This is a genomic window from Aquirufa sp. ROCK2-A2 (assembly GCF_054558485.1).
The window spans coordinates 479,563-504,860 of the sequence record NZ_JBPXKA010000002.1 but is presented as its reverse complement, the minus strand read 5'-3'; the positions used below and the strand labels follow the sequence as shown (position 1 = coordinate 504,860).

22 protein-coding genes are annotated in these 25,298 nt (G+C 37.7%); 11 read left to right on the top strand and 11 right to left on the bottom strand.

Features of this window, described 5'->3' with window-relative positions; all coding sequences use genetic code 11:
- Positions 1–71 precede the first annotated feature (71 nt).
- Complete coding sequence (locus V7S76_RS05280; RefSeq protein ID WP_459509014.1) at positions 72–911, top strand: T9SS type A sorting domain-containing protein; 840 nt, start codon at positions 72–74, stop codon at positions 909–911.
- Positions 912–973: 62 nt separating this feature from the next.
- Here V7S76_RS05280 and ruvB read toward each other — a convergent pair whose 3' ends face one another.
- Positions 974–1,999 (bottom strand): Holliday junction branch migration DNA helicase RuvB, encoded by a 1,026-nt coding sequence (ruvB, locus tag V7S76_RS05275; RefSeq protein ID WP_459509013.1) that lies wholly within the window; start codon positions 1,997–1,999, stop codon positions 974–976.
- 158 nt (positions 2,000–2,157) lie between these two features.
- Between ruvB and V7S76_RS05270 the strand changes: the two genes are divergently transcribed.
- Positions 2,158–2,640: a transposase gene (locus tag V7S76_RS05270; RefSeq protein WP_459509012.1), complete on the top strand. Its 483-nt coding sequence runs from the start codon at positions 2,158–2,160 to the stop codon at positions 2,638–2,640.
- 429 nt (positions 2,641–3,069) lie between these two features.
- Here the strand turns inward: V7S76_RS05270 and V7S76_RS05265 are convergent, their stop codons facing one another.
- Complete coding sequence (locus V7S76_RS05265) at positions 3,070–3,255, bottom strand: hypothetical protein (protein WP_459509011.1); 186 nt, start codon at positions 3,253–3,255, stop codon at positions 3,070–3,072.
- A gap of 139 nt (positions 3,256–3,394) precedes the next feature.
- Here V7S76_RS05265 and V7S76_RS05260 point away from each other — a divergent pair, with 139 nt between their 5' ends.
- Complete coding sequence (locus V7S76_RS05260; RefSeq protein WP_459509010.1) at positions 3,395–4,717, top strand: C69 family dipeptidase; 1,323 nt, start codon at positions 3,395–3,397, stop codon at positions 4,715–4,717.
- A gap of 1 nt (position 4,718) precedes the next feature.
- Complete coding sequence (locus V7S76_RS05255; protein ID WP_459509009.1) at positions 4,719–6,071, top strand: flavin monoamine oxidase family protein; 1,353 nt, start codon at positions 4,719–4,721, stop codon at positions 6,069–6,071.
- A gap of 153 nt (positions 6,072–6,224) precedes the next feature.
- Here the strand turns inward: V7S76_RS05255 and V7S76_RS05250 are convergent, their stop codons facing one another.
- The gene (locus tag V7S76_RS05250) at positions 6,225–7,058 is read right to left on the bottom strand and encodes a dienelactone hydrolase family protein (RefSeq protein ID WP_459509008.1); all 834 of its coding nucleotides are present in this window, start codon (positions 7,056–7,058) and stop codon (positions 6,225–6,227) included.
- An 86-nt stretch (positions 7,059–7,144) separates the two neighbouring features.
- Between V7S76_RS05250 and V7S76_RS05245 the strand changes: the two genes are divergently transcribed.
- The 3 genes from V7S76_RS05245 (at position 7,145) to V7S76_RS05235 (ending at position 12,357) form a co-directional block, all read left to right on the top strand.
- Positions 7,145–10,516, top strand: coding sequence for a ThuA domain-containing protein (locus tag V7S76_RS05245; RefSeq protein ID WP_459509007.1), 3,372 nt, complete (start codon positions 7,145–7,147; stop codon positions 10,514–10,516).
- Between the two features lie 126 nt (positions 10,517–10,642).
- Positions 10,643–10,945 carry a large conductance mechanosensitive channel protein MscL gene (mscL, locus tag V7S76_RS05240; protein ID WP_459509006.1) on the top strand — a complete coding sequence of 101 codons (303 nt, stop codon included), beginning with the start codon at positions 10,643–10,645 and terminating at the stop codon, positions 10,943–10,945.
- A gap of 128 nt (positions 10,946–11,073) precedes the next feature.
- On the top strand, positions 11,074–12,357 hold the full coding sequence (locus V7S76_RS05235; protein WP_459509005.1) for a DUF2130 domain-containing protein: 1,284 nt from the start codon (positions 11,074–11,076) through the stop codon (positions 12,355–12,357).
- A gap of 72 nt (positions 12,358–12,429) precedes the next feature.
- Here V7S76_RS05235 and V7S76_RS05230 read toward each other — a convergent pair whose 3' ends face one another.
- The 4 genes from V7S76_RS05230 to V7S76_RS05215 form a co-directional block, all read right to left on the bottom strand.
- Positions 12,430–12,639 (bottom strand): VF530 family protein, encoded by a 210-nt coding sequence (locus V7S76_RS05230; RefSeq protein ID WP_459509054.1) that lies wholly within the window; start codon positions 12,637–12,639, stop codon positions 12,430–12,432.
- 74 nt (positions 12,640–12,713) lie between these two features.
- Positions 12,714–14,570 carry an ABC-F family ATP-binding cassette domain-containing protein gene (locus V7S76_RS05225; protein WP_459509004.1) on the bottom strand — a complete coding sequence of 619 codons (1,857 nt, stop codon included), beginning with the start codon at positions 14,568–14,570 and terminating at the stop codon, positions 12,714–12,716.
- A gap of 22 nt (positions 14,571–14,592) precedes the next feature.
- The gene (tatC, locus tag V7S76_RS05220; RefSeq protein WP_459509003.1) at positions 14,593–15,453 is read right to left on the bottom strand and encodes a twin-arginine translocase subunit TatC; all 861 of its coding nucleotides are present in this window, start codon (positions 15,451–15,453) and stop codon (positions 14,593–14,595) included.
- A 12-nt stretch (positions 15,454–15,465) separates the two neighbouring features.
- On the bottom strand, positions 15,466–16,755 hold the full coding sequence (locus V7S76_RS05215) for a serine hydroxymethyltransferase (RefSeq protein WP_459509002.1): 1,290 nt from the start codon (positions 16,753–16,755) through the stop codon (positions 15,466–15,468).
- Between the two features lie 168 nt (positions 16,756–16,923).
- Between V7S76_RS05215 and V7S76_RS05210 the strand changes: the two genes are divergently transcribed.
- The 4 genes from V7S76_RS05210 to V7S76_RS05195 all read left to right on the top strand — a co-directional run bounded on the left by V7S76_RS05210 (position 16,924) and on the right by V7S76_RS05195 (position 20,118).
- Positions 16,924–18,960 carry a protein-disulfide reductase DsbD family protein gene (locus V7S76_RS05210; RefSeq protein WP_459509001.1) on the top strand — a complete coding sequence of 679 codons (2,037 nt, stop codon included), beginning with the start codon at positions 16,924–16,926 and terminating at the stop codon, positions 18,958–18,960.
- A complete protein-coding gene (locus tag V7S76_RS05205; protein ID WP_459509000.1) occupies positions 18,960–19,403 on the top strand; it encodes a hypothetical protein in 444 nt (147 codons plus the stop codon). The genes V7S76_RS05210 and V7S76_RS05205 overlap by 1 nt, the downstream gene beginning before the upstream one ends.
- A 75-nt stretch (positions 19,404–19,478) precedes the next feature.
- Positions 19,479–19,832 (top strand): type II toxin-antitoxin system RelE/ParE family toxin, encoded by a 354-nt coding sequence (locus tag V7S76_RS05200; protein ID WP_459508999.1) that lies wholly within the window; start codon positions 19,479–19,481, stop codon positions 19,830–19,832.
- Complete coding sequence (locus V7S76_RS05195) at positions 19,813–20,118, top strand: helix-turn-helix domain-containing protein (RefSeq protein ID WP_459508998.1); 306 nt, start codon at positions 19,813–19,815, stop codon at positions 20,116–20,118. Before V7S76_RS05200 ends, V7S76_RS05195 begins: the two co-directional genes overlap by 20 nt.
- Before the next feature lie 51 nt (positions 20,119–20,169).
- Here the strand turns inward: V7S76_RS05195 and V7S76_RS05190 are convergent, their stop codons facing one another.
- The 4 genes from V7S76_RS05190 to V7S76_RS05175 form a co-directional block, all read right to left on the bottom strand.
- A complete protein-coding gene (locus tag V7S76_RS05190) occupies positions 20,170–20,418 on the bottom strand; it encodes a hypothetical protein (protein ID WP_459508997.1) in 249 nt (82 codons plus the stop codon).
- Positions 20,419–21,053: 635 nt separating this feature from the next.
- The gene (locus V7S76_RS05185) at positions 21,054–22,775 is read right to left on the bottom strand and encodes a M3 family oligoendopeptidase (RefSeq protein WP_459508996.1); all 1,722 of its coding nucleotides are present in this window, start codon (positions 22,773–22,775) and stop codon (positions 21,054–21,056) included.
- 84 nt (positions 22,776–22,859) lie between these two features.
- Positions 22,860–24,983 (bottom strand): ferrous iron transport protein B, encoded by a 2,124-nt coding sequence (gene feoB, locus V7S76_RS05180; RefSeq protein WP_459508995.1) that lies wholly within the window; start codon positions 24,981–24,983, stop codon positions 22,860–22,862.
- A gap of 12 nt (positions 24,984–24,995) precedes the next feature.
- Positions 24,996–25,220, bottom strand: coding sequence for a FeoA family protein (locus V7S76_RS05175; protein WP_459508994.1), 225 nt, complete (start codon positions 25,218–25,220; stop codon positions 24,996–24,998).
- Between the last annotated feature and the right edge of the window lie 78 nt (positions 25,221–25,298).

The window sequence follows — 25,298 nt, the reverse complement described above, 5'->3', positions numbered from 1 at the left end:
AAGCTTAACATTCTTTAACATTTAGGTTTTCAATGAATTGTGTAAGTTTGCAGGGTTTAAAACATAATTATATGAAAAAAATATTCATTGTGGGATTGTTGAGCCTAGCTACTTTCTCCGTATTTGCTCAAGAAGCAAGCAAAAAGAACATGACGAGCATGAAAATTGTCATTGAGGACAATGGGAAACAAGAAGTCATTGAAAAGGAATTTTCGAATGATGCAATCGCTCAAAAGGAAATTAAAAAGTTTTCGGATTCGTTGGATGTATCGATGAAACAATCGAATGGTAAGCGAAAAATTGTGACGATTAATGTAAATAAAAGCAAAGATGAATTTTCAACTTTAAGCGATGTACCAGGTAAAGAATCGAAACGTATTATTATTCGTCGTAATAAAGATGGTATGGGGCCTGAGGGGAATGATGTAATGATTTTGCGTAATGATGGAAGAAAAGGTGCGATTGTTAAACGATTTGGCCGTCCTGAAGATGATATGAGGAAAGGTAAATTGGATGATGATGAAATTCATGTGCAAGTAGACGGTTCCAAAATTTTAGGAAAGAGTGATTTGTCTCCAGGGACTATCATGCAACTTGAAGAAAGACGTTTTGGATTTCCTGACAAGCCGAAGAAAAACAAAGGGTTTTCTAAAACCATTCAAGGCTTATCCGCAAATCCTAACAATCCTTTTAATGGCAAAATCAATGTTCGTTTTCATGCCATTGAAAAAGGAGATGTGGTGATTTCGGTTACGGATGTAAATGGAAAGGAAGTGGCAACTGAGTCGGTGAAGAATTTTGAGGGGAAATACTTGGGACAAGTGGATCTTAAAAAGGCGAATCCGGGCATTTATTTTGTACGAGCTGTTCAAAATAATGATGGATTGGTGATTAGAGTAGAAGTTAAGTAGATTAATTGCTTGTGGATTATGAATTATGGGAAAAGAAAACCCATAATTCATAATTTTTTAACCTAAAATAAAGTTCCTAATCCTGCTTTGGGAACTATTCCAACATGTCGGTAAGCTTTTTCTGTCGCTTCTCTACCTCGAGAAGTACGTTTTAAAAATCCTTCTTGGATTAAAAAGGGCTCATAGACTTCTTCAATTGTTTCGGCTTCTTCGCCACACGCGGTTGCGATGGTCGTTAGACCTACAGGGCCTCCTTTGAATTTTTCGATAATAGTTAAAAGGATTCGGTTATCCATTTCGTCTAAACCATTTTGATCTACATCTAGTGCCTGTAGTGCAATTTTAGCAATTTCTTCATCGATTTTACCTGTTCCTTTCATTTGGGCGAAATCACGTGTTCTTCTCAATAAATTATTGGCTATACGAGGTGTCCCTCTGGATCTTCTGGCAATTTCGTAGGCGCCTGATTCTTCAATAGGCATTTTTAAAATCGTCGCCGAGCGTTTTACGATGCTCGTTAATAATTCTGCATTGTAATATTCCAAACGGGCATTGATGCCAAAACGCGCTCGAAGTGGAGAAGTTAATAGTCCAGCTCGGGTTGTTGCGCCAATTAATGTGAAAGGATTTAAGCCAATTTGAATGCTTCTGGCATTTGGACCTGAGTCCAACATGATATCTATTTTATAATCTTCCATGGCAGAATAAAGATATTCTTCCACAATGGGATTTAAGCGATGTATTTCATCAATAAAAAGTACATCAAACGGCTGTAAATTGGTTAACAAGCCAGCCAAATCAGAAGGTTTGTCCAAAACGGGACCTGAGGTAATCTTTAAGGTTGAACCTAATTCGTTGGCAATGATGTGGGATAATGTGGTTTTACCTAAACCCGGAGGGCCATGCAATAATACATGGTCTAAGGCTTCATCTCTGCCTTTGGCTGCACCCACGAAGACTTGAAGATTATCTACAATTTTTCCTTGTCCAGCAAAATCCAAAAAACTCAAAGGTCGTAAGGCCTTATCATATTCTTTTTCCTGGGGATTTAAAGATTCAGACTCTCCCGTTAAATAATCTTCGCGCATATGGATAGATGGTAATTAGCAAAGATATTGAAAATGAGTAAAGATGTAAAGTCCTTTTTAAATATTACCAGGGTGTTGATAATATTAAATTAAAATCAGATGATTAAAAAATTTTGTATAATAAATACGCGTTGATTTTTCTTTTAATAAGAAATATTATGAATCAAAAATTCAGACAAAGAAAAATAATTCGTTTACAGGGTTTTGATTACTCACTAGCAGGTTCGTATTTCATTACGATAAATTGTCAAAATCGTATTCCAAGGTTTGGAAGAATAGAAAATGGTCAGATGATTTTGAATCAGAATGGACAAATTGCTCACGATGAGTGGGTTAAATTATCTACTCGATTCCCTAGTATGGTTAAAGATGTTTTTCAAATAATGCCTGATCATATCCATGGGATAATTACTTTAACTGAAGTAGATGCAAGTTCAAGAGTTTCAGTTTCAGATATTATTGGAGCTTATAAGTCCATTGTGATGGTGAAATGTTTGGAATTATATCAATTAAATAATCAAAGAATGGGAAAATTTTGGCATAATCGATTTCATGATCGAATTATTCGGGATGATTATGCACATCAGAATATTGCAAAATATATTATTGATAACCCGATTAATTGGAACAAAAATCCGTAGGGTCGACCCTCGCGGTCGACCGTAAGTAAGGGTATATTTAGGTCAACCGCAAGGGTCGACCGTACGGCCGCAAGGGTTTTTAGGTAGGTCAACCGCAAGGGTCGACCGTAAGTAAGGATATATATAGGTCAACCGCAAGGGTCGACCGTACGGCCGCAAGGGTTTTTAGGTAGGTCAACCGCAAGGGTCGACCGTAAGTAAGGATATATATAGGTCAACCGCAAGGGTTGACCGTACGGCCGCAAGGGTTTTTAGGTAGGTCAACGCAAGGGTCGACCGTAGGGCCGCAAGGGTTTTTAGGTAGGTCAACCGCAAGGGTTGACCGTACGGCAGCAAGGGTTTTTAGGTAGGTCAACCGCAAGGGTTGACCGTACGTACGGCCGCAAGGGTTTTTAGGTAGTTCAACCGCAAGGCTCGACCGTACGGCCGCTAATGTTTGGGACAATCGCAGCTTTTCTTTTTGAAAAGTCCCCAAAGAAAACCTCTCTTTTTACGAACCTTATTGGCCTTTTTGAAATTATTCGGAGAATAATGCACGGTGCTGTTTTTCGAACTAGCCAATGTTTCGTTTGGTAGATTGAACGTCATTAATACAATCAATAATAGGTATTTCATATTCCAAATGATTTGTGCAAACTTAGGATAATTTGATGAAATATAAACGATAAAGACAGTACTGAAATTTCATTCCCTTGAAAAATTTTGGAAGCTCAATAAATAATCCGATACTTGTATAATAAATTTAATCGATTTTATGTGCGATACGTTGTTTAGCCCTGCCCATCTGAATCTACATGGACATGCTATTTTAGCAAAAAACTCTGACCGTGAGCCTAATGAAGCACAGCAAATTGTTCGAATTCCTGCTACCAAACGTTTGAATAAAAATGTTCAAACTACTTTCATTAACATCGATTGTCCAGAAGACGTATTTGAAGTCATTCTTTCCAAACCTTTTCAAATGTGGGGTGCCGAAATGGGGGCGAATGAACACGCCGTGGCCATTGGAAATGAGGCGGTTTTTACTAAAATAAAGCTGCCTAAAAAAAATCAAGGTTTAACCGGAATGGACATGCTTCGTTTGGCCTTGGAGCAATCGAAAACAGCGTTAGATGCCATTAGTCTTATTAAGTATTTATTGGCTACCTATGGCCAAGATGCTTGCGGAGGCTATCAGGATAAAGGAATGTTTTACAGCAATAGTTTTCTGATTGCCGATCCTTCCTCGGCCTATATTCTTGAAACGGCTGGATATTTTTGGGTACAAAAAAAGGTTGATTCCTATACTTCGATTTCTAATATCTTAACCATTGGCACCGATTTTGATGATATTCATCCCGATGCAATGGAATTTGCCTATCAAAAGAAATGGGCTTCTCGTAATGATAATTTCAATTTTCAAAAAGCATTTTCAGAACCTATTATGTCATTTTTGGGGAAAGGGTCTCAACGAAAATTCCAATGCGATCAGCAAGGTGTTTTGGCAAGTACATCGGTTAAATTCGAACTAAAAGACGCCATGTCAATTTTACGAAGCCATAAATCGGGTCTCAATTTTGAACCTTGCAATGGGGATATGGGCAGTATTTGTTTGCATGCCCAAGGATTATTAACACCATCTCAAACGACAGGAAGCATGGTGGCAGAACTTCGTGACAAGGCACCTTCTACCATTTGGTTGACGGGTTCAGCGGCTCCTTGTTTAAGCGTTTTTAAGCCATTTTATGTTGGAACCAAGGTCCTCAATGAGGAGAATTTTGTATGTCCGAGTGCCAAAAAGGATCGATCCTATTGGTGGCAATGGGAAGAATTGCACCGCCAAGCTTTACAAAATTATCAACCTATTCATGATGAAATTTGCTCTTTTCAAGAGAAAAGTGAAGCGGATTGGATAGAAAAAGATCTTCAATGGGTGCAAGAAAAAGATCAAACTCAATTGGAAAAATTCAGTCAAGAGAATTTGGATGATACCAAGCGATTATTAATCGAATTAAAAGAGAAATTCAAGAATTTGCCCTCTAAACATAAGGGGCATTTATACCAGTTATATTGGAATTGGCAAAATAAAAAAGCTTAAAATGAAAACCATTCAAACGAATATTTTGATCGTTGGAGCAGGATTTGCTGGTATTGCTGCTGCCAAAAAATTAAAAGCAGCTAACAAAGACTTTGTGCTGATTGAGGCTCGTGATCGAATAGGGGGTAGAACTTTAACGGAAACCCTGGATTGTGGAGTAAGTGTTGATCTAGGTGCCAAATGGGCTGGGCCAAGCCAACATTTATTGTGGGAATGGATTCGTGAAACTGAAACAGAGAGTTATGAAACCTATGATTCTGGGAAAAATCTGCTCAAATTTGGCGAGAAAATTTCCTCATATACCGGGGTTATTCCTAAAATTGATCCCATTTCTTTGGTCGATTTAGGCTTGGCCATTGAAAAAATAAATAAGTTGTCTAAAGGTATTTCCTTGGAAAATCCATGGGACCATCCCAAAGCAAAGGAATATGATTCCATGACCTTGGCAACCTGGATGGACAAAAATATCTGGACCAAGAAAGCTCGCCATTTGTTTGAAATAGGCATTCAAACTGTCTTTGCATCGGAAGCTAGCGAGATATCCTTGTTGTTTGCTTTGTTTTATTTCCAATCGGGCGATAACATGGACACTTTGATTTCCATTAAAAATGGAGCACAACAAACCATTTTGAAAGGTGGAATGCAAGGATTAGCCAAAAAGATCGCAGAACCGATGATGGAAAATATGCATTTCAATCAAGCATTAAGGAAAATTACTCAGCACGAAAATGGCTTGATTGCCGAAACGGATCATTTAAGAATCGAAGCCAACAAATGTATTTTGGCACTGGCTCCGACTTTGTTGAACCAAATTCAATTTGATCCTATACTACCTCAACAAAAAGCACAATTGTATCAACGAATGCCCATGGGTGCAGCGATGAAATGTTATTGCATTTATCCAACTCCTTTTTGGCGAGAATCTGGTTTAAGTGGTCAAATTGTAAGTGATGAATACCCTGTTAAGGTCACGTTTGATGTAGGTCATAGTGATTCAGATAAAGGAATCATGTTGGTCTTTGTGGAAGGGAATGATGCGCGGAATTTCATTGATTTATCACCAACAGAAAGAGAAAAATTGGTTTTGCAACGCCTCGTTAAAGTATTTGGTGAAAAAGCAGCACAACCTGTTCAATACATTGATAAATGTTGGACGGAGGAAGAATATTCCCGAGGTTGTTATACAGGTTTAATGGGCCCCAATACCATGACCCAATTTGGCGCACATTTACGAACTCCATTTATGCACCTGCATTTTGCTGGTACCGAAACTGCTACTCGCTGGAATGGTTATGTAGATGGCGCTATTTCAAGTGGGTATCGGGAAGCGGAGAAGGTAATAGGTAAAAGGTAATAGGTAAAAGGTAATAGGTAAAAGGTAATAGGGGTTTTTAATCTTTTCTTCGATTTTCATTTGTTTCTTAAGCAGATGAATATATTTTTTTCTTCGACTCTTCTCCTCAACCAACAACTTTTACCTATTACCTACTACCTCTTACCTAAACACCTATTTCAGTCTCTCCTTAAAATACCCAATGGCTAAGTTCCAAGCTTCTTCTGTTGCTTTTTTATCAAAAGCAGGATTGGATGGATTCGCAAATGCGTGTTCGGCATCAAAAATTTTGGCAGTCACTTTTTTACCTGCTTCTTTCATGCTTGCCTCAAATTCAGCGACAACTTTTGGATTGATCCATTGTTCTTTTCCTGCAAAAAGCCCCAGCACATCTGTATTTAATCCTTTTAATTGAGCAACATCACGAATCGGCATGCCATAATACATCACGCAAGCAACGGCTTGTTTTTCGGCTAATATGGATGCTTTTAAGGATAAACCACCTCCAAAGCACCAGCCTACGGTTGCAATTTTTGCTTTTGGACCAGCATAAGCAATGGCTCCTTTGATAATGGATTCCAGTCTTGCTGGATTTGCTCCTGACATGTATTTACCCGCATCTTCTCTAGTTGTAGCTACTTTTCCATCATACATATCTATCGCTAAAACATTCACATTGCCTAACGTCGAGTAAAAATGCTCAGCTTCTCTTTTGATATGGTCATTTAATCCCCACCATTCTTGAAAAACAAATAAAGTGTAGTTCGTTGGTTGGGCAGCCTTGATGAAATAAGCGTTGGCTTTTTGACCATCTGGTGTAGCAAATTCAATCATTTCAGCACCTACTTTACTTACATGGTGATAAGGCTTAGGCAAGGCATGCGATTTTTGGAAGGCTTTATTTTTGGCTAATAATTGCATTTCGTCTTTTTTGACAAAGCAGCAAGATTGACCATTTGCATTCCAGATTAAAAATAGGGAAAGTCCGATAGTTAATAGATTCCTCATGAGATATAAATTTTTTTGCTAAAAATAACCGAAAATTTCGGTTTTAGTCTTAATTTGCCAGCTAGTATTTATCTAAACTTATTTTTATGAAATCAACGTGCTTCGGATTCTCCCGAATAGTCTTGAGTTTTTGTGTCTCCCTTTTCATTTTTCAAAGTGCTTTCGCTCAAAATGTCAATGTATTGAAAGGAAAAAAAGTGCTTGTTTTTTCTTCAACAAAGGCATTTCGACATGCTTCTATCAAAGCAGGGAAAGCTGCATTTTTGAAAATGGCTGCTGAAAAAGGTTTTCAAGCTGATACCACAGAAAATGCTTCGGTGTTCACGGAAAATAACTTAAAGAAATACCGCGCTGTGGTGTTTTTAAGCACAACGGGTAATGTGCTGAATGATGCTCAGCAAAATGCTTTTGAGCGTTTTATTCAAGCAGGTGGAGGTTATTTGGGTATACATGCCGCAACGGATACGGAATATGATTGGCCTTGGTACACGAAATTGGCTGGTGGGCAATTTGCCTCTCACCCAGGCCGTCCCAATGTACAAGTAGGGAAAATGCATGTGTTGGATAAAACGCATATTTCCACCGCACATATGCCAGAATCATTTGATCGAAAAGACGAATTTTATGATATCAAAAACTTCAATAAAGATGTGAAGGTATTGGTGACAGTAGATGAAAAAACATACAAAGATGGCAAAATGGGTGATTTTCATCCAATGGCTTGGTACCATGAATACGATGGCGGCCGTTCGTTTTATACCAACTGGGGACATACCGATGAGACTTTTTCAGAGCCTTTGGTGTTAGATCAAATTTGGGGTGGATTGCAATGGATTTCTTCCGGTGGAGATATCAATTATAATAAGAAATTGAGAACAGGTGTTTTGCCAGAAGATAATCGTTTCACTAAAACTATTTTAGATAAAAATTTAGATGAACCAACTGAACTTGCCGTAACCGAAGGTGGCAAAATTTTCTTTTCAGAAAGAAAAGGGAAGTTGAAAATGTACGATCCTAAAAAAGGTAAAACAAAGGTAATTGCGGATTTGAACGTTTTTTCAAAATTTGAATATGGTTTAATGGGATTGAACATTGATCCGAATTATTCCAAAAATAAGTGGATTTATTTGTTTTATTCTCCACAAACAGGCCAACCTGATACCGCACAACATTTATCGAGATTTGTGTATGATGATGTGAACGACACCTTAGTGATGAGTTCTGAAAAAGTGCTTTTACGAGTTCCAGTGAAAAGAACGGGATGTTGCCATACAGGTGGATCCATTGCATGGGATAAAGCAGGTAATTTATATGTATCAACGGGTGATGACACCAATCCATTTGATTCCAATGGATTTTCTCCGGCAGATAACAGAGAAGGACGTGCAGGTTGGGATGCTAGAGCAACTAGTTCGAATACCAATGATTTAAGAGGTAAAATTTTACGTATCAAACCACAAGATGATGGTACTTACACCATTCCATCCGACAATTTATATCCCAACAAAATATACCATGCAAAACAAGAAATTTATGTGATGGGAAATCGTAATCCTTACCGTATTTCGGTGGATCAACGCACTGGATTTTTATATTGGGGAGAGGTAGGGCCAGATGCTGGAGAACCCACCGAAAAATATGGTCCTCGAGGACATGATGAAGTAAATCAAGCTCGTCAAGCAGGGTACTTCGGTTGGCCATTGTTTGTTGCCGATAACAAAGCCTATAATCAAAGAGATTTTGCCAAGGATTCCACTTGGGCCAAATACGATCCCATGGCTCCGGTGAATACTTCGCCGCACAATACTGGATTTGCTCATTTGCCAAAGGCTCAAAAAGCTTTTATTTATTATCCATATGCGGATTCACCAGAATTTGGACCCGTAATTAGCAAAGGTTCTCGTAATGCCATGGCAGGTCCTGTGTATTACAGCGATGATTATGCCAAAAATTCGACCGTGAAATTCCCATCTTATTATGATGGAAAATTATTTGCGTACGATTGGGCAAGAGATATCATTTATGCCGTTTCTATGAATGACAAAGGAGATTTTGTCCAAATGGAAAGATTTTTACCCAATATGACATTCTCGCATCCGGTGGATATGGAGTTTCACAAAGATGGTGCTTTGTATGGTTTAGAGTATGGACCCAATTGGTTTGCTCAAAACGAAGAAGCAATCTTGTATAAATTGGAATACAATGCCGGAAATAGAATTCCGAATGTATCAGTGAAAGCCGACAAAAAGGTAGGTGCTGCACCATTGAAGGTGAAATTTTCTTCGGAAGGTACAGTTGATTATGATGGCGATAAAATCTCCTATCAATGGAATTTTGGTAATGGACAAACGTCTACAGCTGCTAATCCAACCTTTACTTATTCAAAACCGGGTAAATACAAAGCAGTGTTGAAAGTAAAAGATGCCAAAGGAAATGTTGGATCTGCTTCGGTGGATTTTGTAGTAGGTAATGAAATTCCAAGTATTGATGTAGCCATTGAAGGCAATAAATCCTTTTACTGGAATGATAAAAGTGTTAAGTATGAGGTGAAAGTGGATGATAAAGAAGATGGATCTACGAAGAATAATAAAATTGCTTCAGATGATATTTTGTTGAGTATTGATTATTTGGAAGGTTATGATAAAACTGTAATTGCTCAAGGACATCAAGCGAATACATCTTTTTCAAGTGGTAAGCGATTAATGGATTTATCGGATTGCAAAACATGCCATGCGAAAGAGAAAAAATCGATTGGGCCATCATGGATTGATGTGAGCAAAAAATATCGAGCAAGTGCTCAGAACATTGATGCCTTGGCTAAGAAAATCATCAATGGTGGTGGTGGTGTTTGGGGCGAGCAGGTCATGGCAGCGCATCCACAAATCACAAATTCAGATGCGAAAGAAATTGTTCAATATATCTTGAGTTTGGGAGATGCTAAAAAGGCTTCTAAGCCGATCAAAGGAGAATATACGCCTCAAGATAAAGGCAAGCCAGGAACCTTTATTTTTGCAGCGACATATACTGATAAAGGTAACGGTTCGATAGCTCCTGCAACAGGAACAAAAGTGATTACTTTGAGAGATGCACATGTGGCAGGTGTGAATTTTGATAATGCTGTCAAGGCAATGAAAATGAAGGTAGATGGCTTTGGCGATTTATTGATTGCGACCGGTGATAAAGGTTATGCTCAATTCTCCAATATTGATTTAACAGGAATTAAGTCGGTGAAAATCTTTGCAACTTATTTAGAGGGTACAACAGCTGGAGGTAAATTGGAATTACACACAGGTAGTCCAACAGGGCCATTGGCTGGATCTATCGACATCAACGCAACCAAGCAATTTGATATGCCATTGAGCGTAACGGGAGTGAATGATTTGTATTTTGTGTTTGTGGCTAATCCAAATTCAGGTGACAAACCACTTTATGCGATAAAGGAGTTTTATTTTAATTAGGTATAATAAGAGAGGAGAGAGAAAAGAGGAAAGAGAAAAGAGAAAAAACTCTTACCTCTTACCTCTTACCTTTTACCTCTTACCTCTTACCTTTTACCTCTTACCTTTTACCTTTTACCTAAAACCATGGGTTTACTACAAGAATTCAAAACATTTGCCATGAAAGGCAGCGTCATCGACTTGGCAGTAGGGGTGGTGATAGGTGGTGAATTCAGTAAGATAGTGTCGTCTTTGGTAGAGGACATCATAACACCTGCCATTTTAACGCCCGTGTTGAATGCAGCGCATTTGACGGATATGAACAAATTGGTGATTCCGGGCACAGCCATCAAATACGGTAATTTTTTATCCACATTCATTTCCTTTTTGATTGTCGCTTTTGCCTTGTTCATTATTTTGAAAGCCATTAATAAAGCGAGGGAAAAGTAGCGTCGACCCTTGCGGTTGAATTAGGTAATAGGTAAAAGTAGCGTCGACCCTTGCGGTTGAATTAGGTAATAGGTATAAGTAGAGTCGACCCTTGCGGTTGACTTATGTAAGAGGGAATCATAAATATTATGCAAGAAATAATTTGTCCACATTGCAAGAAAGCATTTAAAATTGATGAGTCAGGTTTTGCTGATATTGTTAAGCAAATACGTGATCATCAATTTGAGGAAGAGATACAAAATCGTTTGCAGATTGCAGAACGAGAAAAGGAGAGTGCTGTGCAGTTAGTGGAAGCCAATTTACGAGTTAAGTTACAAGAATATATTTCCAAAAAAGATCAGGAAGTTGCCCAATTGAAATCCCATGCGGCAGCGGAATTAGCGCAAAAAATGGCTGAAAAAGAGTCGAAAATTGCTGCCATGGAAGCAAGAATTCAAAACGCTGACCTTCAAAAAGATCTTTCTGTACAAACAGCTGTGCAACAAATTCAAGACGAGCGTAATCAATTGAAGATGGATTTGTTGAAGGTAGAATCCGAAAAGCAATTGGCCGTTCTTTCCTTAAAAGAGCAGCATAATGCTGATTTAAGGCTTAAAGATGAAATAATTAAGTTCAAGGAGGAGGAGATTCAATTGCACAAGGACATGAAGTTGAAATTGTCCACCAAGTTGATTGGGGAAACGTTGGAACAACATTGCAAAACGCAGTTTGATTTAGTGCATAACATGGCTTTTCCAAGAGCCAGTTTTGAGAAAGACAATGATGTGAAAACCGGCACGAAAGGGGATTTCATTTACCGAGAATTGGATGAGCAGGGAAACGAAATTTTGTCGATCATGTTTGAGATGAAAAATGAAGGAGATGAGACGGCCACGAAGAAGCGAAATGAAGATTTCTTTGATAAATTAGACAAAGACCGTAATGAGAAACAATGCGAGTATGCCATTTTAGTTTCGCTTTTGGAAAAGGATAATGAGTTTTATAATTCAGGCATTGTGGATGTTTCTCATAAATATCCCAATATGCTGGTCATCAGACCGCAGTTTTTCATTCAGATTATTTCCATTTTGAGAAAAAGTGGTTTAGACTCGCTAAAATACAAAGCTGAATTGGCTCAAGTAAAGAATCAAAACATCGACATCACGAATTTTGAAAAGAAGATTCAAGAGTTTAAAGATGGTGTAGCTTATAATTATACATTGGCACAAAAGAAATTCTTGGAGGCGATTGAAAATATCAATAAATCGATCAAGGATTTAGAAAAAACGCGGGACGCTCTCATTAGTTCAGAAAACAATCTTCGATTAGCTAACGACAAGACAGACGGTTTAACGATTAAGAAATTGACTCACGGGAATCCAACGATGAAAGAAAAGTTTAAGGAGGCTTCGTCTGGTGAGGAGGAAGGGTAGAACAAGTATAATAAAAATTGTAGTGGTTTGGTAAGTGTCCTCCGCCTTCGGCTTCGCTCGGGCATCGGTCTATCACCTCTTCACCACTTTCCTCAAATACAACATCTCCACTTTTTTCCTAGCCCAAGGGGTGCGGCGTAAAAAGGTTAAGCTGGATTTGATGCTGGGGTCTATGGCAAAGCAATTGATGCGTATCTGACGAGACATTTCCTCCCAGCCCATGGTTTCGACAAGCTCGGTTAAAATCATTTCCAATGTTTTTCCGTGTAATGGATCACTCATTTTCTTGGTGTTTTCTTTGTGCTCTTGGTGTTTAATTATATTTTTTAACACTAAGTTCACAAAGTTATAATTGATTACATCGTTAGTTCCAACCAACGAAGTTCCATTTCTTCCAAATTGGATTTAAGTTGTTCAAACTCTTTAGCTAATTCTTCAATTTTAGAAAAATCGCTGATTTCTGAGAGTTGAATTTCCAAAGCAGCAATTTTAACTTCTAAAGCTGGGATTCCCTTTTCCAATTCCTCAAACTCCTTCTGCTCTTTGAAAGATAATTTCTTTGTGCTTACTTGAATAGCTGGGGATTCGGTCATGGCTGGACTCACTTTTGCCACTTTTACTTCAGGTTCTTTTTCTTTGTTCTCCAACGCTAAACGGTAATCCGTGTAATTTCCATTAAAGAAATTCACCTCGCCTTCGCCTTCCACCAAGATCAATTGATCCACCAAATTATCCATGAAGTACCTGTCGTGAGATACTAACAATAAACAACCTTGGAATTCACTCAAAAAATCTTCTAATAACTGTAACGTATCCAAGTCCAAATCGTTGGTTGGCTCATCCAAAATCAAGAAATTAGGATTCTTGACCAATACTTTCATCAATTGCAATCTCTTCTTTTCCCCTCCCGATAATTTGGAAACTGGGGTGTATTGTTGAGCCGTTGGGAACAAAAATTTACTCAAAAACTGACTAGGAGTTAAACTCTCATTTTTCCCGTACGGAATTACTTCTGCAATTTCCGTAATCGTATCAATCACTCTTTGCTCGGGTCTAAATTCAAATGGTAATTGGGTATAATATCCAATCACCAAAGTTTCTCCCGGATCAATGGTACCAGAATCGGGTTGTGCATTGCCTGTCAATAATTGAAGAAAGGTTGTTTTACCAGCTCCATTCTTTCCAACAATACCAATACGATCCTTTTTCTTGAAGGTATAAGTGAAATCATTGACGATTTTCTTTTCACCCCAAGCCTTTTTTAAATGATTGATTTCAATGATTTTATTGCCTAGTCTCGACATCTGAATGTTCAATTCTAGTTTGCTATCATCTATTTTCTTGTTTGCTTTCTCTTCTGTTTCGTGGAATGCATCAATCCGATATTGCGCTTTTGTTCCTCTTGCTTTGGGTTGCTTGCGCATCCATTCCAATTCCTTGCGATAGAGGTTTTTTGCTTTGGAAATACTGCTAGCCTCTGAAGCTTCTCGCTCGGCTTTCTTTTCTAAGAAATACGCATAATTTCCTTCGTAGGTGTACAATGATCCGTCCGCCAATTCGAACATTTTGTTGCAAATCTTGTCCAAAAAGTATCTATCGTGAGAAACTACCAAAACGGTTACATTCGGCCCTGACATGATCCCTTCTAACCACTCAATGGTCTCAATATCCAAGTGGTTGGTGGGTTCATCCAAAATCATGATATCTGGACTCTCGATCAATAATTTAGCTAATGCCAATCGTTTCTTTTGTCCTCCTGAAAGTGTGGAAACTTTTTGTTCGCCATCTGGAATGCCCAATCGGGAAATGATTTGCTTAGCTCTTGCTTCATAATCCCAAGCGTTGTTGATTTCCATCAAAGAAAACGCTTCTTCCAATTCCTTCGGATCTCCCGAAATCATGGCTTTTTCGTAATATTTGATCGCTACTGCACTAGGTAAATCATCCGAAAACAGGTAGTTCAACACTTCCTCATTTTCATTGAAATCGGGATTTTGTGGTAGATAACCTACTCGAATTCCTTTACGGATGGAGATTTTTCCTTCATCTGGACTTTGCATTCCCATCAATGTTTCCATCAAAGTGGTTTTGCCTGTTCCGTTTTTGCCAATTAAGGCCACTTTTTCACCTTTTTGTAAACCGAAAAATAGGTTTTTAAATACCCATCTTTCGCCCAAATTGCGTGAAACATTCTCTGCCGAAAGGTAATTCATGTGTGTTTGTTAAAGAATTCGATTAGGAATTCGCTTCTTCTCTCATTTTTTTGCGCAATACATTACCTGAAACCAAGATACTGATCTCGTATAGTCCAAATAATGGAATGGCTACCAAGAGTTGAGAAATCATATCCGGTGAGGGGGTGATAACCGCTGCTAGTAGTAAAATAACGATTAATGCATGTTTTCTGTACTCTCGCATGAAAGAAGGGGTTAAGATACCCACTTGAGACAAGACGAATGCGATCATGGGTAATTGGAAGGTGATTCCACACGCAAGGGTCAGCATCGAAAGTAAAGAAATGTAATCGTTGATATCAAATTGATTTTGAATCGAAGGATCCAATTTGAAATTAGCTAGAAAGTTAATCGCCATAGGAGCTACGATGAAATAACCGAAAGAAACTCCTGTGAAAAATAACAAGGAAACCCAAAATACAGCTCCACGAGCTGCTTTAAGTTCTTTGTTTTTTAAGCCTGGTTTAATGAATCTCCAAATTTCAAAAAACAAATAAGGAAAACCGAAAATTAAACCAACAATGATGGATTGTGTTAAGGCCATCATGAATTGTCCAGAAACTTCTCTGCTTTGTAAGATAAAATCTGCTTTTTCCATGCAAAGACTGGTCATGCCTGTCATCTCTGCAATGTGACAAAGAGCTTGATTGGTCCAAAAATCAACTTTGGTTGGCCCCATAATGATGATGCCAAATATTTCATTTCGAAAAATCCATGCTGCAACCGTAAACGTTACTACTGCAATCAGTGAACGAATAATGTGCCAACGCAATTCTTCTAAATGATCCATGAATGACATTTCAGAGCCATCCTTATCATCATTTTCACTTGAATTATCTTCCCAATCTTGATCTAAACTCATGATTTATTTTAATTAATAAAGAGGGAATTGTTTCATCCACTCGTTTACTTCACCTTTGATTTGACTTAAGACTGCTTCGTTTTCATGGTTCATCAAGGCTTTGTCGACTAATTCAACAATCTGAACCATTTCCGTTTCTTTTAAACCTCGTGTGGTCATGGCAGCAGTACCTACACGCATTCCAGAAGTAACAAATGGAGATTTGTCGTCAAATGGAACCATATTTTTATTGATGGTAATATCTGCTTTGATCAAGGTGTTTTCGGCTAATTTTCCACTTAATCCTTTTGGACGTAAGTCGATTAACATCAAATGATTATCTGTTCCACCCGAAATAATTTCATATCCTTTCGATAAAAATGCTTTGGCCATTGCTTGTGCGTTCACTTGTACTTGTTTCGCATAAGCTTCAAAAGTTGGCGTTAAAGCCTCTCCAAAGGCTATGGCTTTCGCTGCAATGACATGCTCCAATGGGCCGCCTTGAGTTCCTGGGAATACCGCTCCATCCAAACAAGCTGACATCATTTTCAAATCTCCTTTTAGGGTTTTGAAGCCAAATGGGTTTTCGAAATCATTGCCCATCATGATCAAACCACCACGCGGACCACGCAAAGTTTTGTGGGTTGTTGTGGTAACAATATGGCAATGCTGCATGGGATTGTTCAATAAACCTTTCGCAATTAATGCCGAAGGGTGAGAAATATCGGCTAATAAAATAGCACCTACTTGATCAGCAATATTTCTTAAACGAGCATAATCCCAATCTCTTGAATAAGCCGAAGCTCCACAAATGATTAATCTTGGTTGTTCTTTTAAAGCAGTTGCCTCTACTTTATCCCAATCGATTAAACCTGTTTCTTTTTCTACACCGTAGAAAAAAGCTTGAAAATATTTACCTGAGAAATTCACTGGAGAACCGTGTGAAAGGTGACCCCCATGTGAAAGATCAAAACCTAAAATTTTGTCTCCTGGATTCAAAAATGATAAAAATACAGCGGCATTCGCTTGCGCACCTGAGTGCGGTTGTACGTTTGCCCAAGTAGCACCGAACAATTGTTTAGCTCTTTCAATGGCCAAAGTTTCCACTTCATCCACTACCTCACAACCTCCATAATAACGTTTGCCTGGAAGTCCTTCCGCATATTTATTGGTTAATACACTGCCTTGTGCTTCCATCACCTGTGGAGATGTGAAGTTTTCGGAGGCAATTAACTCAATACCAAATTCTTGGCGGTGTGCCTCTTGGTTGATCAAGTCAAAAATTTCTTTGTCGCGCTGGGTTGGGAATGTGCTAGCAGCCATATAAAATAAATGTTCTTAGAATACGTTTTGTGGGTGCAAAAATACGATTTTATATCCGAATAGAAAAAAGATATCGACTATTACCCGTTTCTAATTTAGTTAAAGTTACATTTGAACTTATTTTAAAGAAAAATAATTAGCAAATTTGGAGATTCATTAGAATAACATATGAAATTGAAACAATTATTATTGATTTTTTTGATGCTGTTGAACTGGTCAATGTTCGCTCAGAAAATCGCACCAGCTAAATGGTCTTGGTCATTAAAACCTGAAAAACCTCAATTAGGTCAACAAGCTGAAGTCATTTTTAAAGTGGCCATACAGCCCGGTTGGTATTTGTATTCATCCGATTTTGATAAAGATTTAGGACCTATTGTTACTACGGTAACATTTAATAACCAAGGTGTTGAAACCATTGGCGACTTAAAACCCATCAATCCACATTCCAAATTTGACAAGGAAATTTGGAACGGGACCTACACCTATTTCACGGAAAAAGCAGAATTTCGTCAAAAAGTAAAAATTGTAGCCCCAAATTGGAAAATTGAGGGAATTTATGATTCGCAATCTTGTTCCAACGAGTCGGGATTATGCGTACCTATCAAAGGACCATTTTCCATTGTTGCACCTTCTGATGAGACTTCCTCAACCGCAAAAGTGGATACGGCAATTCCTGATAAAGCAACAACGGAGCTTACTGAATCCAAAGATTCACTGATATCAGACACCATCTCAGCAAAGCAAATTGCGCCCGCTGCTGATTCTCCCCAAGCACCCGAGGAACAATCTTTATTTTCCTTTTTCTTCATTGCTTTAGGAGCCGGATTTTTGGCATTATTAACTCCATGCGTTTATCCCTTGATTCCCATGACGGTGAGTTTCTTTACCAAACAAAAAGGAGGGAAGGGATTAGCCTTTTTATACGGGGGATTTATTGTATTGATTTATGTGTTTTTTGGCACCATATTAGCATTTTTTGCTGGCGCTAGTTTCGCCAATTTCTTGAGCACCCACTGGATTCCGAATATGCTATTTTTTATCATATTTATCTTTTTTGGAATTTCTTTTTTAGGTGCTTTCGAAATAGTATTGCCATCTAATTTAGTCAACAATGTAGATGCCAAATCGGATAAAGGTGGGATAATCGGAGTGTTTTTCATGGCCTTTACGCTGGTTCTGGTATCTTTTTCTTGTACCGGACCATTAGCAGGTTCTATATTGATTGCCGCTTCTCAAGGAGCATTTGTGAAACCCATTGTGGGTATGCTCGGATTTTCTTTGGCATTTGCCATTCCTTTTACCTTGTTTGCTGTGTTTCCAGGATTCATGAAAAAATTACCTAAATCGGGTAATTGGATGAATGAAGTGAAAGTTGTTTTAGGATTCTTGGAAATTGCCTTGGCCTTTAAGTTTTTGAGTGTGGCAGATCAAGTGTATCATTGGCATTTATTGGATCGTGAAATATTTTTAGCTATTTGGATAGCCATTTTTGGAGCCTTGACGTTATATCTATTTGGTAAAATTTCTTTGCCACATGATGGACCTTCGGGCAAACTTTCGGTTCCAAGAACCTTGATTGCAACAGCGGTTTTAGCATTTGTGGTTTATTTGATTCCAGGCATGTTTGGAGCACCCTTAAAAGGACTATCTGGTTGGTTGCCACCGATGGGTACGCAAGATTTTAAAGGTAATTCCAACGAGTCGAGTGCCCAGGAAAAACCGAATACCGCTGTTAAATATGGCGATTTTTTGAAATTACCTTTGGGGTTGAATGGCTTTTTTGATTATGAAGAAGCGAAAGCTTATGCGGTCAAGGTGGGAAAGCCAATGTTCATTGATTTCACGGGACATGGTTGTGTCAATTGTCGAAAAATGGAGGAGAATGTTTGGTCCGATCCACAGGTTTTATCTATTCTTCGTAATGAATATGTAGTGGTGGCTTTGTATTGCGATGATAAAACAGAACTTCCGAAAGATAAATGGTATGTTTCAAAAGATGATGGGCAGGAAAAGAAAACCCTGGGGGATCAGAATTTAGATTTTCAAATTACTCGCTTTAATTCCAATGCTCAGCCACATTATGTGTTGATGGATCCAAGAAAAGATTTGCAAGCCCTTCAAAAGCCTGTTGCATTTGATTTAGATGTTACTCATTTTGTTGATTTTCTGAATAAGGGAATTGCAGCCTATAAATCGAATCAATAATGCCTTGGGGAAAATATTTGGCTGTTATGTTGGGAACTGCCTTGAAATACATTGCTGGGCCTATTGCAGGATTTAGCATGGGTTTAACTTGGTATGAAACCTTGTTGGCCTCCTGGATTGGATTCATGCTGACGGTCATTTTAATCGTATCCATTGGAAAAATGTTAGTGAAATGGGTGGCTAGTTTTCGAAAAACCAAACCCTTGGTTTTTTCTAAAAGAGCCCGTTATGCTGTAGGTATTTGGCAGAAATTTGGAATCAAAGGGATAGCAGCCTTAACGCCATTGATTTTCACACCTATTGGAGGTAGTTTATTGTCTTTGTCGTTCAAAGTTCCTTTACCAAGAATCTTATTTTTTATGGCCATTTCTGGCTTTATATGGTCTTCTATTTACACCTTGATCATTTATCAATTAACTTTTTTGAAGGAGTATTTATTTTAGGTAGTTTTAAAGAATATCTAACCTAAAACTTTGTGTAAAATTATCTAATTAGATAACTTTGCCTACTGAATATTCATGGATGAGAACTTCCAAAGAAAAATTTTCTTCTATGAAAATTATTTCCTAGATTTTTTTAAACCTCTGCCAAATGCAGTGAAAGATAAAATTTCGTGGACCTTAAATTTGTTGAAAGTACTGGAAAAAATTCCGGTGCATTATTTTAAACATATTTCTGGTACCAATGGATTGTATGAAATAAGAATTGAAAGTGGATCATCTATTTTTAGGATATTTAGTTTCTTTGATAAAGGAAATATGATAGTGGTCGCTAATGGATTTCAAAAAAAAACCCAAAAAACGCCAAGGAATGAACTAAAACTGGCAGAAAAACTTAAAAAAGAATACTTCAATGAAAAATCAAAAACCTAATTTAACTTCTCTTGATGCGTTTTTAGATAAAGAATATGGAATCAAAGGCTCTAGTAGTAGAGATAAATATGAGCAGGATTTTGAAGCATTTAAATTGGGGGTTATGCTTCAAGAATTGCGGAAAGAAAAAGGCTTAACCCAATCGCAATTAGCCGAGAAGTGTGGTACTACAAAAACCTATATTTCTAGGATTGAAAATAATGCAAGTGATATAAGATTGTCTACCTTGATTCGTATTATCCAAGTTGGTTTAGGTGGACATCTTAATTTCCACGTAAGTTTTTGAAATAAAAAAAGCCGACGATTGTCGGCTTTTAACTATTTAATTATCTGGGATTTAGTTTCCCTTGCTAATTTCTTTTCCGTTGAATAATTTGGCGCGGATTTCATTTGCTTTCACCTCTAATTCAGGTTTAGCATCGTATTTTAATTTTGTTTGAGCCGCAGCACTATCCGGGTGGACACCGTAAACATATTCATTACCTTCATTCAAGTCTTTTTGCTTGATACGGTTGTTTTTTTGATAATCACAAGACGTTGCAACCAATGCAATCGCTAAAACAGGAAGTAAAGATTTTAATTTCATTTTCTTTTTTGTAATAATTACGGTGCAAAAATATGAAAGAATTGTGAATTATGAGGTATGAGTGATGAATTATTTAGTTATTAGTTATTAGTTAAAAGTGTTTAGAAGTTTGTTCCATTGTTTTAACAATTCTATTGGGCATTATTAATACCCTAATCCAACAACTAATCATTAAATTAATAACTAAACACTAATAATTCGAATTAAGAGTTGAAACTTCTAATTTTTACTTCTCTTTTTTACCGCTTTTGGCTTTGACTCAGCTGAGCCAACGCTGTTTATTCTTTTTTGGGACTTATAAATGAATTTGCGGTTAATCCGACGAAAGATTTGAACGAAGCGGTAGGCGGAGCTTTGACAATGCGCATAGGGTATGTGCGTCAGGGTCAAAGAAAATAGCCGAGAGCGAAGTGAAAATCGGTCAGCTTGCTGATTCGTCTTGGATTAACTTGCGACTAATAAGTTTTTTTGTTTCTTTTTTCTAAAAAAAAGAAATGCCAAAGAAAAAAAGAACCAACAAATTGCATGGATATAATGAATTAGGGAAATCAAAGGTAATGTCAATCTTATTCCAGTTTATTACAGATTTCAACTCTTAATTCGCATTAATAATTAAAAAAACTAAAAACTAATCACTAAACACTAATAACTGATAATTGCTCCTTCAAGAAATCCATCAACTCACTGATGTATTTTTTACTAAAATTGAACTCGATGCCGGCAGTTGCATAAATTTCTTTCATTGGAACCGTGTAACCTAATGCCAAAGCATCCAAATATTGATTTAAGGCATTTTCTGGATTGGCACAATAATTTCTCCAAACCGCCAAGGCACCTAATTGAGCAATGGCGTATTCGATATAATAAAATGGAACTTCAAATAAGTGCAATTGCTTTTGCCAAATATTTGCTTTAATCTCCTCAATTCCCTCCCAGTGGGTAACATTGTCCGAAAATTTCGCAATAATTTCCAACCATTTACTTTCTCTTTCCGCTAAAGTGTGTCCTGGATTTTCATAAATCCAATGTTGAAATGCATCAATGGTTGCGACCCACGGTAGTGTTTCTAAAATATCTTCTAAATGCTTTATTTTAGCTCTTTTAGCTTCTTCCGGATTACTGAAATATTCGTCCCAATAATCCATCGTAATTAACTCCATACTCATGGAAGCTAATTCAGCTACTTCCGAAGGGAAATTTCGAAAGGAATTGATCGGTAAATCTTTGGTTAAAATGGAATGTACGGCATGGCCTCCTTCATGTAATAAAGTGACCATATCTCTCACTTGTCCAGCCGCATTCATGAAAATAAAGGGAAATCCACTTTCCTCCAATGGATAATTGTAGCCTCCCGGATTTTTCCCTTTTCTAGAATCTAAATCAAATCGATTTAAAATAACCATTTCTTTCAAACAATTGGCCAAAAATGGGTTTAAGCGATCAAATACTTGGATTGTTTTTGTCAATAAATCTTCACCTGTTTCAAATGGTTTCAATGGATTTCTGCCCAAAGGGTCCACTGCTTTATCCCAAGGTCTCAGTTCAGACAAACCCATGCTGCTTTTCCTCTTTTCCGCGACCTGATTCAACATCGGAACAACCGTTTCCGCTACGGCTTCATGAAATTCAAAGCAATCGGTAGCTGTATAATCAAAACGGCCTAAACTCGCAAAGGAATAATCTCTAAAATTCTCGAAACCAGCATTTTTGGCTACTTGATCTCTTTTTTGTATTAAAGCAGTATATAGATCGTTCAACTGATTTTTTATCCCCAAACGTTGATCCGCTATTTGTCGATACACCGCTTCTCTGACTTTTCTTTCTGTCGATTCCAAATAGGCATTTGCTTGTTGCAAGGTTTTTTCTTGGCCATCTATCTCCACCATTAAGCCCCCCGTAGCTGCTCCATATTGGGTTTGTAAATTTTGCAATTCAGTGAATAAGGGAATATTTTCTTCCCTGAAAATTTCAATGGCTTTTTTTATGCTACGGAGCATGATTGAGTAACCGGTGGTCGGTAATTCTTGCGTAAATCCACTTTCAATAACTTTCTTGTTCCAAGCATCGTCATACACCGATGCATTAGGCATGATTTCATTGACAAATTGTTGGTAGCTCTTTTGAAGCGACTCATTTTGATTGTCGCACGACATTTTAATATACCTCCAAGCAAAGTTTTCCGACAAATAACTTTCTAACTCGGAACGATTCAAACAAAACTGAATGAGTTCCTCCAAAGAATGAATGCTTTGATTCGATAATTGATCAAAAAAGGGCAAAATACTTTCCCAAGTGGTCAAAATAAAGTCAGTAGGCAAAAAACTCCTGGCTGGAGTTTGAGTTGTAAATGTTCTCATAAAGCGGATTTTTGACAAAAATACTTTAAAAACGTTGTGAACTTAGTGGTAACTTTTCAATCACTAAGTTCACAAAGGATTTGTTTACTTCAATACTTGATACACCAAAAAGGCAGCTAAATAAGCCAATGTGGTCATGTATCCAAATTGAATCAATGGATATTTCCACGATTTGGTTTCCCGATAGGTCGTTGCTAATGTACTCATGCACTGCATGGCGAAAGCATAGAAGATCAATAAAGAAAATCCCAAAGCAGCATCATACAAAGGTTTCCCTGTGGCTGGATTTATCTCTGCTCTCATACGGTTTTTGATGGTGGCATTTTCATCTTCCACTTCGCCGCCCAAACTGTAGATGGTAGACATGGTTCCAACAAATACCTCTCTAGCAGCAAAAGATGTGATCAAGGCGATTCCTATTTTCCAATCATATCCCAAGGGGCGAATCGCCGGTTCAATGAATTTACCAAAATGACCCGCATAAGAATTTTCTAACTTTTCAGAGGCTATTTTATTGGATAATTCTACACCGCCTAGACTTGGATATTGTTTTTTGACATTCAATTCTACTTGGTTAAAACTGTCTCCGGGGCCGTAACTTGCCAACACCCAAAGTACAATGGATATAGCAACGATAATTTTCCCTGCCTCAAAAATGAATGCTCTGACCGAATTCAATAAAGAAATAGAAATGTGCTTGAATCGTGGACCCTTATAAGTAGGCAACTCCATAATGAAGTAACTTTTTTCTTTCACATTCAAAATTTTGGACATTACCCATGCGGATAAAATGGCCATAAAAAAGCCTAATAAATAGAGTCCAAAAAGGGCTACTCCTTGTAAATTAAATAATCCAAACAAGGTGTTTTTTTCGGGAACTACTAATCCAATTAAAACAGTATAAATGGGTAATCTCGCCGAGCAAGACATTAATGGTGTTACCAAAATGGTAATTAACCGGTCTTTCCATGATCCAATGGAGCGGGTGCTCATAATGGCAGGAACCGCACATGCAACTCCTGAAATTAAAGGAACAACTGATTTTCCATTTAATCCAAAACGGCGCATCAATTTGTCCATGATGAACATCACCCTCGACATATAACCCGTTTCTTCCAACAGCGAAATAAACAAAAACAAAAAGGCTATTTGCGGCACAAAAATGAGTACACCGCCAATTCCAGCAATTAAGCCGTCGGTCAATAGTCCAGTCAGTTTAGTATCAGGTAAAATTTCTTTTAACCAATTGTTTAAAAATGCCACTCCACCATCAATGGCATCCATCGGAATAGTTGCCCAAGTGAAAACCGCTTGAAACATGACAAATAATATGGCCAAGAAAAATAAATATCCTCCCACGGGATGTAAAAAAACTTTATCCAGCCGATCTGTCCACGTTTTTACAGGAACAGCATCCCATTGTCTATTTAAATTGATGACACAACGTTCCACCACATCCGAAAGCTGTTCGTATCGTTTTACCGTTTCCGCAGATTTATAATATTTGGAATTAAAACGATGTTTCTCGATGATTTCATCAAAAGTCTTCCTTTGAGTTTGATTAAACATTTTCATTCGATCGTGTTCCATCAACCATAACAATGAGCGATAAGGATCTGCTTCGCCAAATTTGGATTGAATATCTTTCAATAAGCCTTCTTCCACAGGAAGCGGCAAGCCATCATTTGAGGCATATAAATTATGCAAGGTTTTAGAAACGGCTATGCGTAATCCATTCACTCCGATTCCCTTTTTAGCATTTATTTCAGCCACCTCCACATTTAATTCCCGAGCTAATTTTAAGGAATTAAGTACATATCCTTGATTTTCAGCTACATCAATCATATTGAGTGCCAAAACGGTCGGAATACCTAAATCTCGTACTTGGGAAAAAAGCAATAGATTTCTTTTCAAATTGGATGCATCAGCGACGACGATTGCCATGTCAGGATAATCCTCATGCTGTGGATTACCTAAAATATTAATGACCAATTCTTCATCTATCGACTTGGGATAAATGCTATAAATACCCGGCAAATCCAATATTTCTACCTGAATACCTGGTTCTAAATCCCAAAGTCCAGTCAATTTATCCATGGTTACACCTGGAAAATTACCTGTTTTTTGATTTAATCCGGTAAGGGTATTAAATAAGGAAGACTTTCCTGCATTCGGATTTCCAATAAGCGCAATTTTGGCTTTTTCCACTCGATTATATCTTTAATTTCGTTGAACTTCAATGGTTGCAGCTTCTTCTTTTCGCATGGAAAGCGTATATCCTGAAACCTTTAAAGCAATTGGGTCACCAAATGGAGCTAGATGCGTCAATTCGACTTCCGTTCCTGGCAAACAACCCATTTCTAATAATTTTAAGGAAAGAATTTCGTCCGTAAATCCGATAATTTCTGCCTTCTCCCCAATCTTTAAATCTGCTAATGTTATCATACAAAATCCCAATCACTTATTTAGAATTATTCAAAATTAGCACAAATGTACTAAGTATTTTTGATGTAAAAAATGATT

What these genes read in the sequence shown, in the direction of transcription:
- V7S76_RS05280 (WP_459509014.1), top strand. Translation starts at nt 72, where the DNA reads ATGAAAAAAATATTCATTGTGGGATTGTTGAGCCTAGCTACTTTCTCC.
- ruvB (WP_459509013.1), bottom strand. Translation starts at nt 1,999, where the DNA reads ATGCGCGAAGATTATTTAACGGGAGAGTCTGAATCTTTAAATCCCCAG.
- V7S76_RS05270 (WP_459509012.1), top strand. Translation starts at nt 2,158, where the DNA reads ATGAATCAAAAATTCAGACAAAGAAAAATAATTCGTTTACAGGGTTTT.
- V7S76_RS05265 (WP_459509011.1), bottom strand. Translation starts at nt 3,255, where the DNA reads ATGAAATACCTATTATTGATTGTATTAATGACGTTCAATCTACCAAAC.
- V7S76_RS05260 (WP_459509010.1), top strand. Translation starts at nt 3,395, where the DNA reads ATGTGCGATACGTTGTTTAGCCCTGCCCATCTGAATCTACATGGACAT.
- V7S76_RS05255 (WP_459509009.1), top strand. Translation starts at nt 4,719, where the DNA reads ATGAAAACCATTCAAACGAATATTTTGATCGTTGGAGCAGGATTTGCT.
- V7S76_RS05250 (WP_459509008.1), bottom strand. Translation starts at nt 7,058, where the DNA reads ATGAGGAATCTATTAACTATCGGACTTTCCCTATTTTTAATCTGGAAT.
- V7S76_RS05245 (WP_459509007.1), top strand. Translation starts at nt 7,145, where the DNA reads ATGAAATCAACGTGCTTCGGATTCTCCCGAATAGTCTTGAGTTTTTGT.
- mscL (WP_459509006.1), top strand. Translation starts at nt 10,643, where the DNA reads ATGGGTTTACTACAAGAATTCAAAACATTTGCCATGAAAGGCAGCGTC.
- V7S76_RS05235 (WP_459509005.1), top strand. Translation starts at nt 11,074, where the DNA reads ATGCAAGAAATAATTTGTCCACATTGCAAGAAAGCATTTAAAATTGAT.
- V7S76_RS05230 (WP_459509054.1), bottom strand. Translation starts at nt 12,639, where the DNA reads ATGAGTGATCCATTACACGGAAAAACATTGGAAATGATTTTAACCGAG.
- V7S76_RS05225 (WP_459509004.1), bottom strand. Translation starts at nt 14,570, where the DNA reads ATGAATTACCTTTCGGCAGAGAATGTTTCACGCAATTTGGGCGAAAGA.
- tatC (WP_459509003.1), bottom strand. Translation starts at nt 15,453, where the DNA reads ATGAGTTTAGATCAAGATTGGGAAGATAATTCAAGTGAAAATGATGAT.
- V7S76_RS05215 (WP_459509002.1), bottom strand. Translation starts at nt 16,755, where the DNA reads ATGGCTGCTAGCACATTCCCAACCCAGCGCGACAAAGAAATTTTTGAC.
- V7S76_RS05210 (WP_459509001.1), top strand. Translation starts at nt 16,924, where the DNA reads ATGAAATTGAAACAATTATTATTGATTTTTTTGATGCTGTTGAACTGG.
- V7S76_RS05205 (WP_459509000.1), top strand. Translation starts at nt 18,960, where the DNA reads ATGCCTTGGGGAAAATATTTGGCTGTTATGTTGGGAACTGCCTTGAAA.
- V7S76_RS05200 (WP_459508999.1), top strand. Translation starts at nt 19,479, where the DNA reads ATGGATGAGAACTTCCAAAGAAAAATTTTCTTCTATGAAAATTATTTC.
- V7S76_RS05195 (WP_459508998.1), top strand. Translation starts at nt 19,813, where the DNA reads ATGAAAAATCAAAAACCTAATTTAACTTCTCTTGATGCGTTTTTAGAT.
- V7S76_RS05190 (WP_459508997.1), bottom strand. Translation starts at nt 20,418, where the DNA reads ATGAAATTAAAATCTTTACTTCCTGTTTTAGCGATTGCATTGGTTGCA.
- V7S76_RS05185 (WP_459508996.1), bottom strand. Translation starts at nt 22,775, where the DNA reads ATGAGAACATTTACAACTCAAACTCCAGCCAGGAGTTTTTTGCCTACT.
- V7S76_RS05175 (WP_459508994.1), bottom strand. Translation starts at nt 25,220, where the DNA reads ATGATAACATTAGCAGATTTAAAGATTGGGGAGAAGGCAGAAATTATC.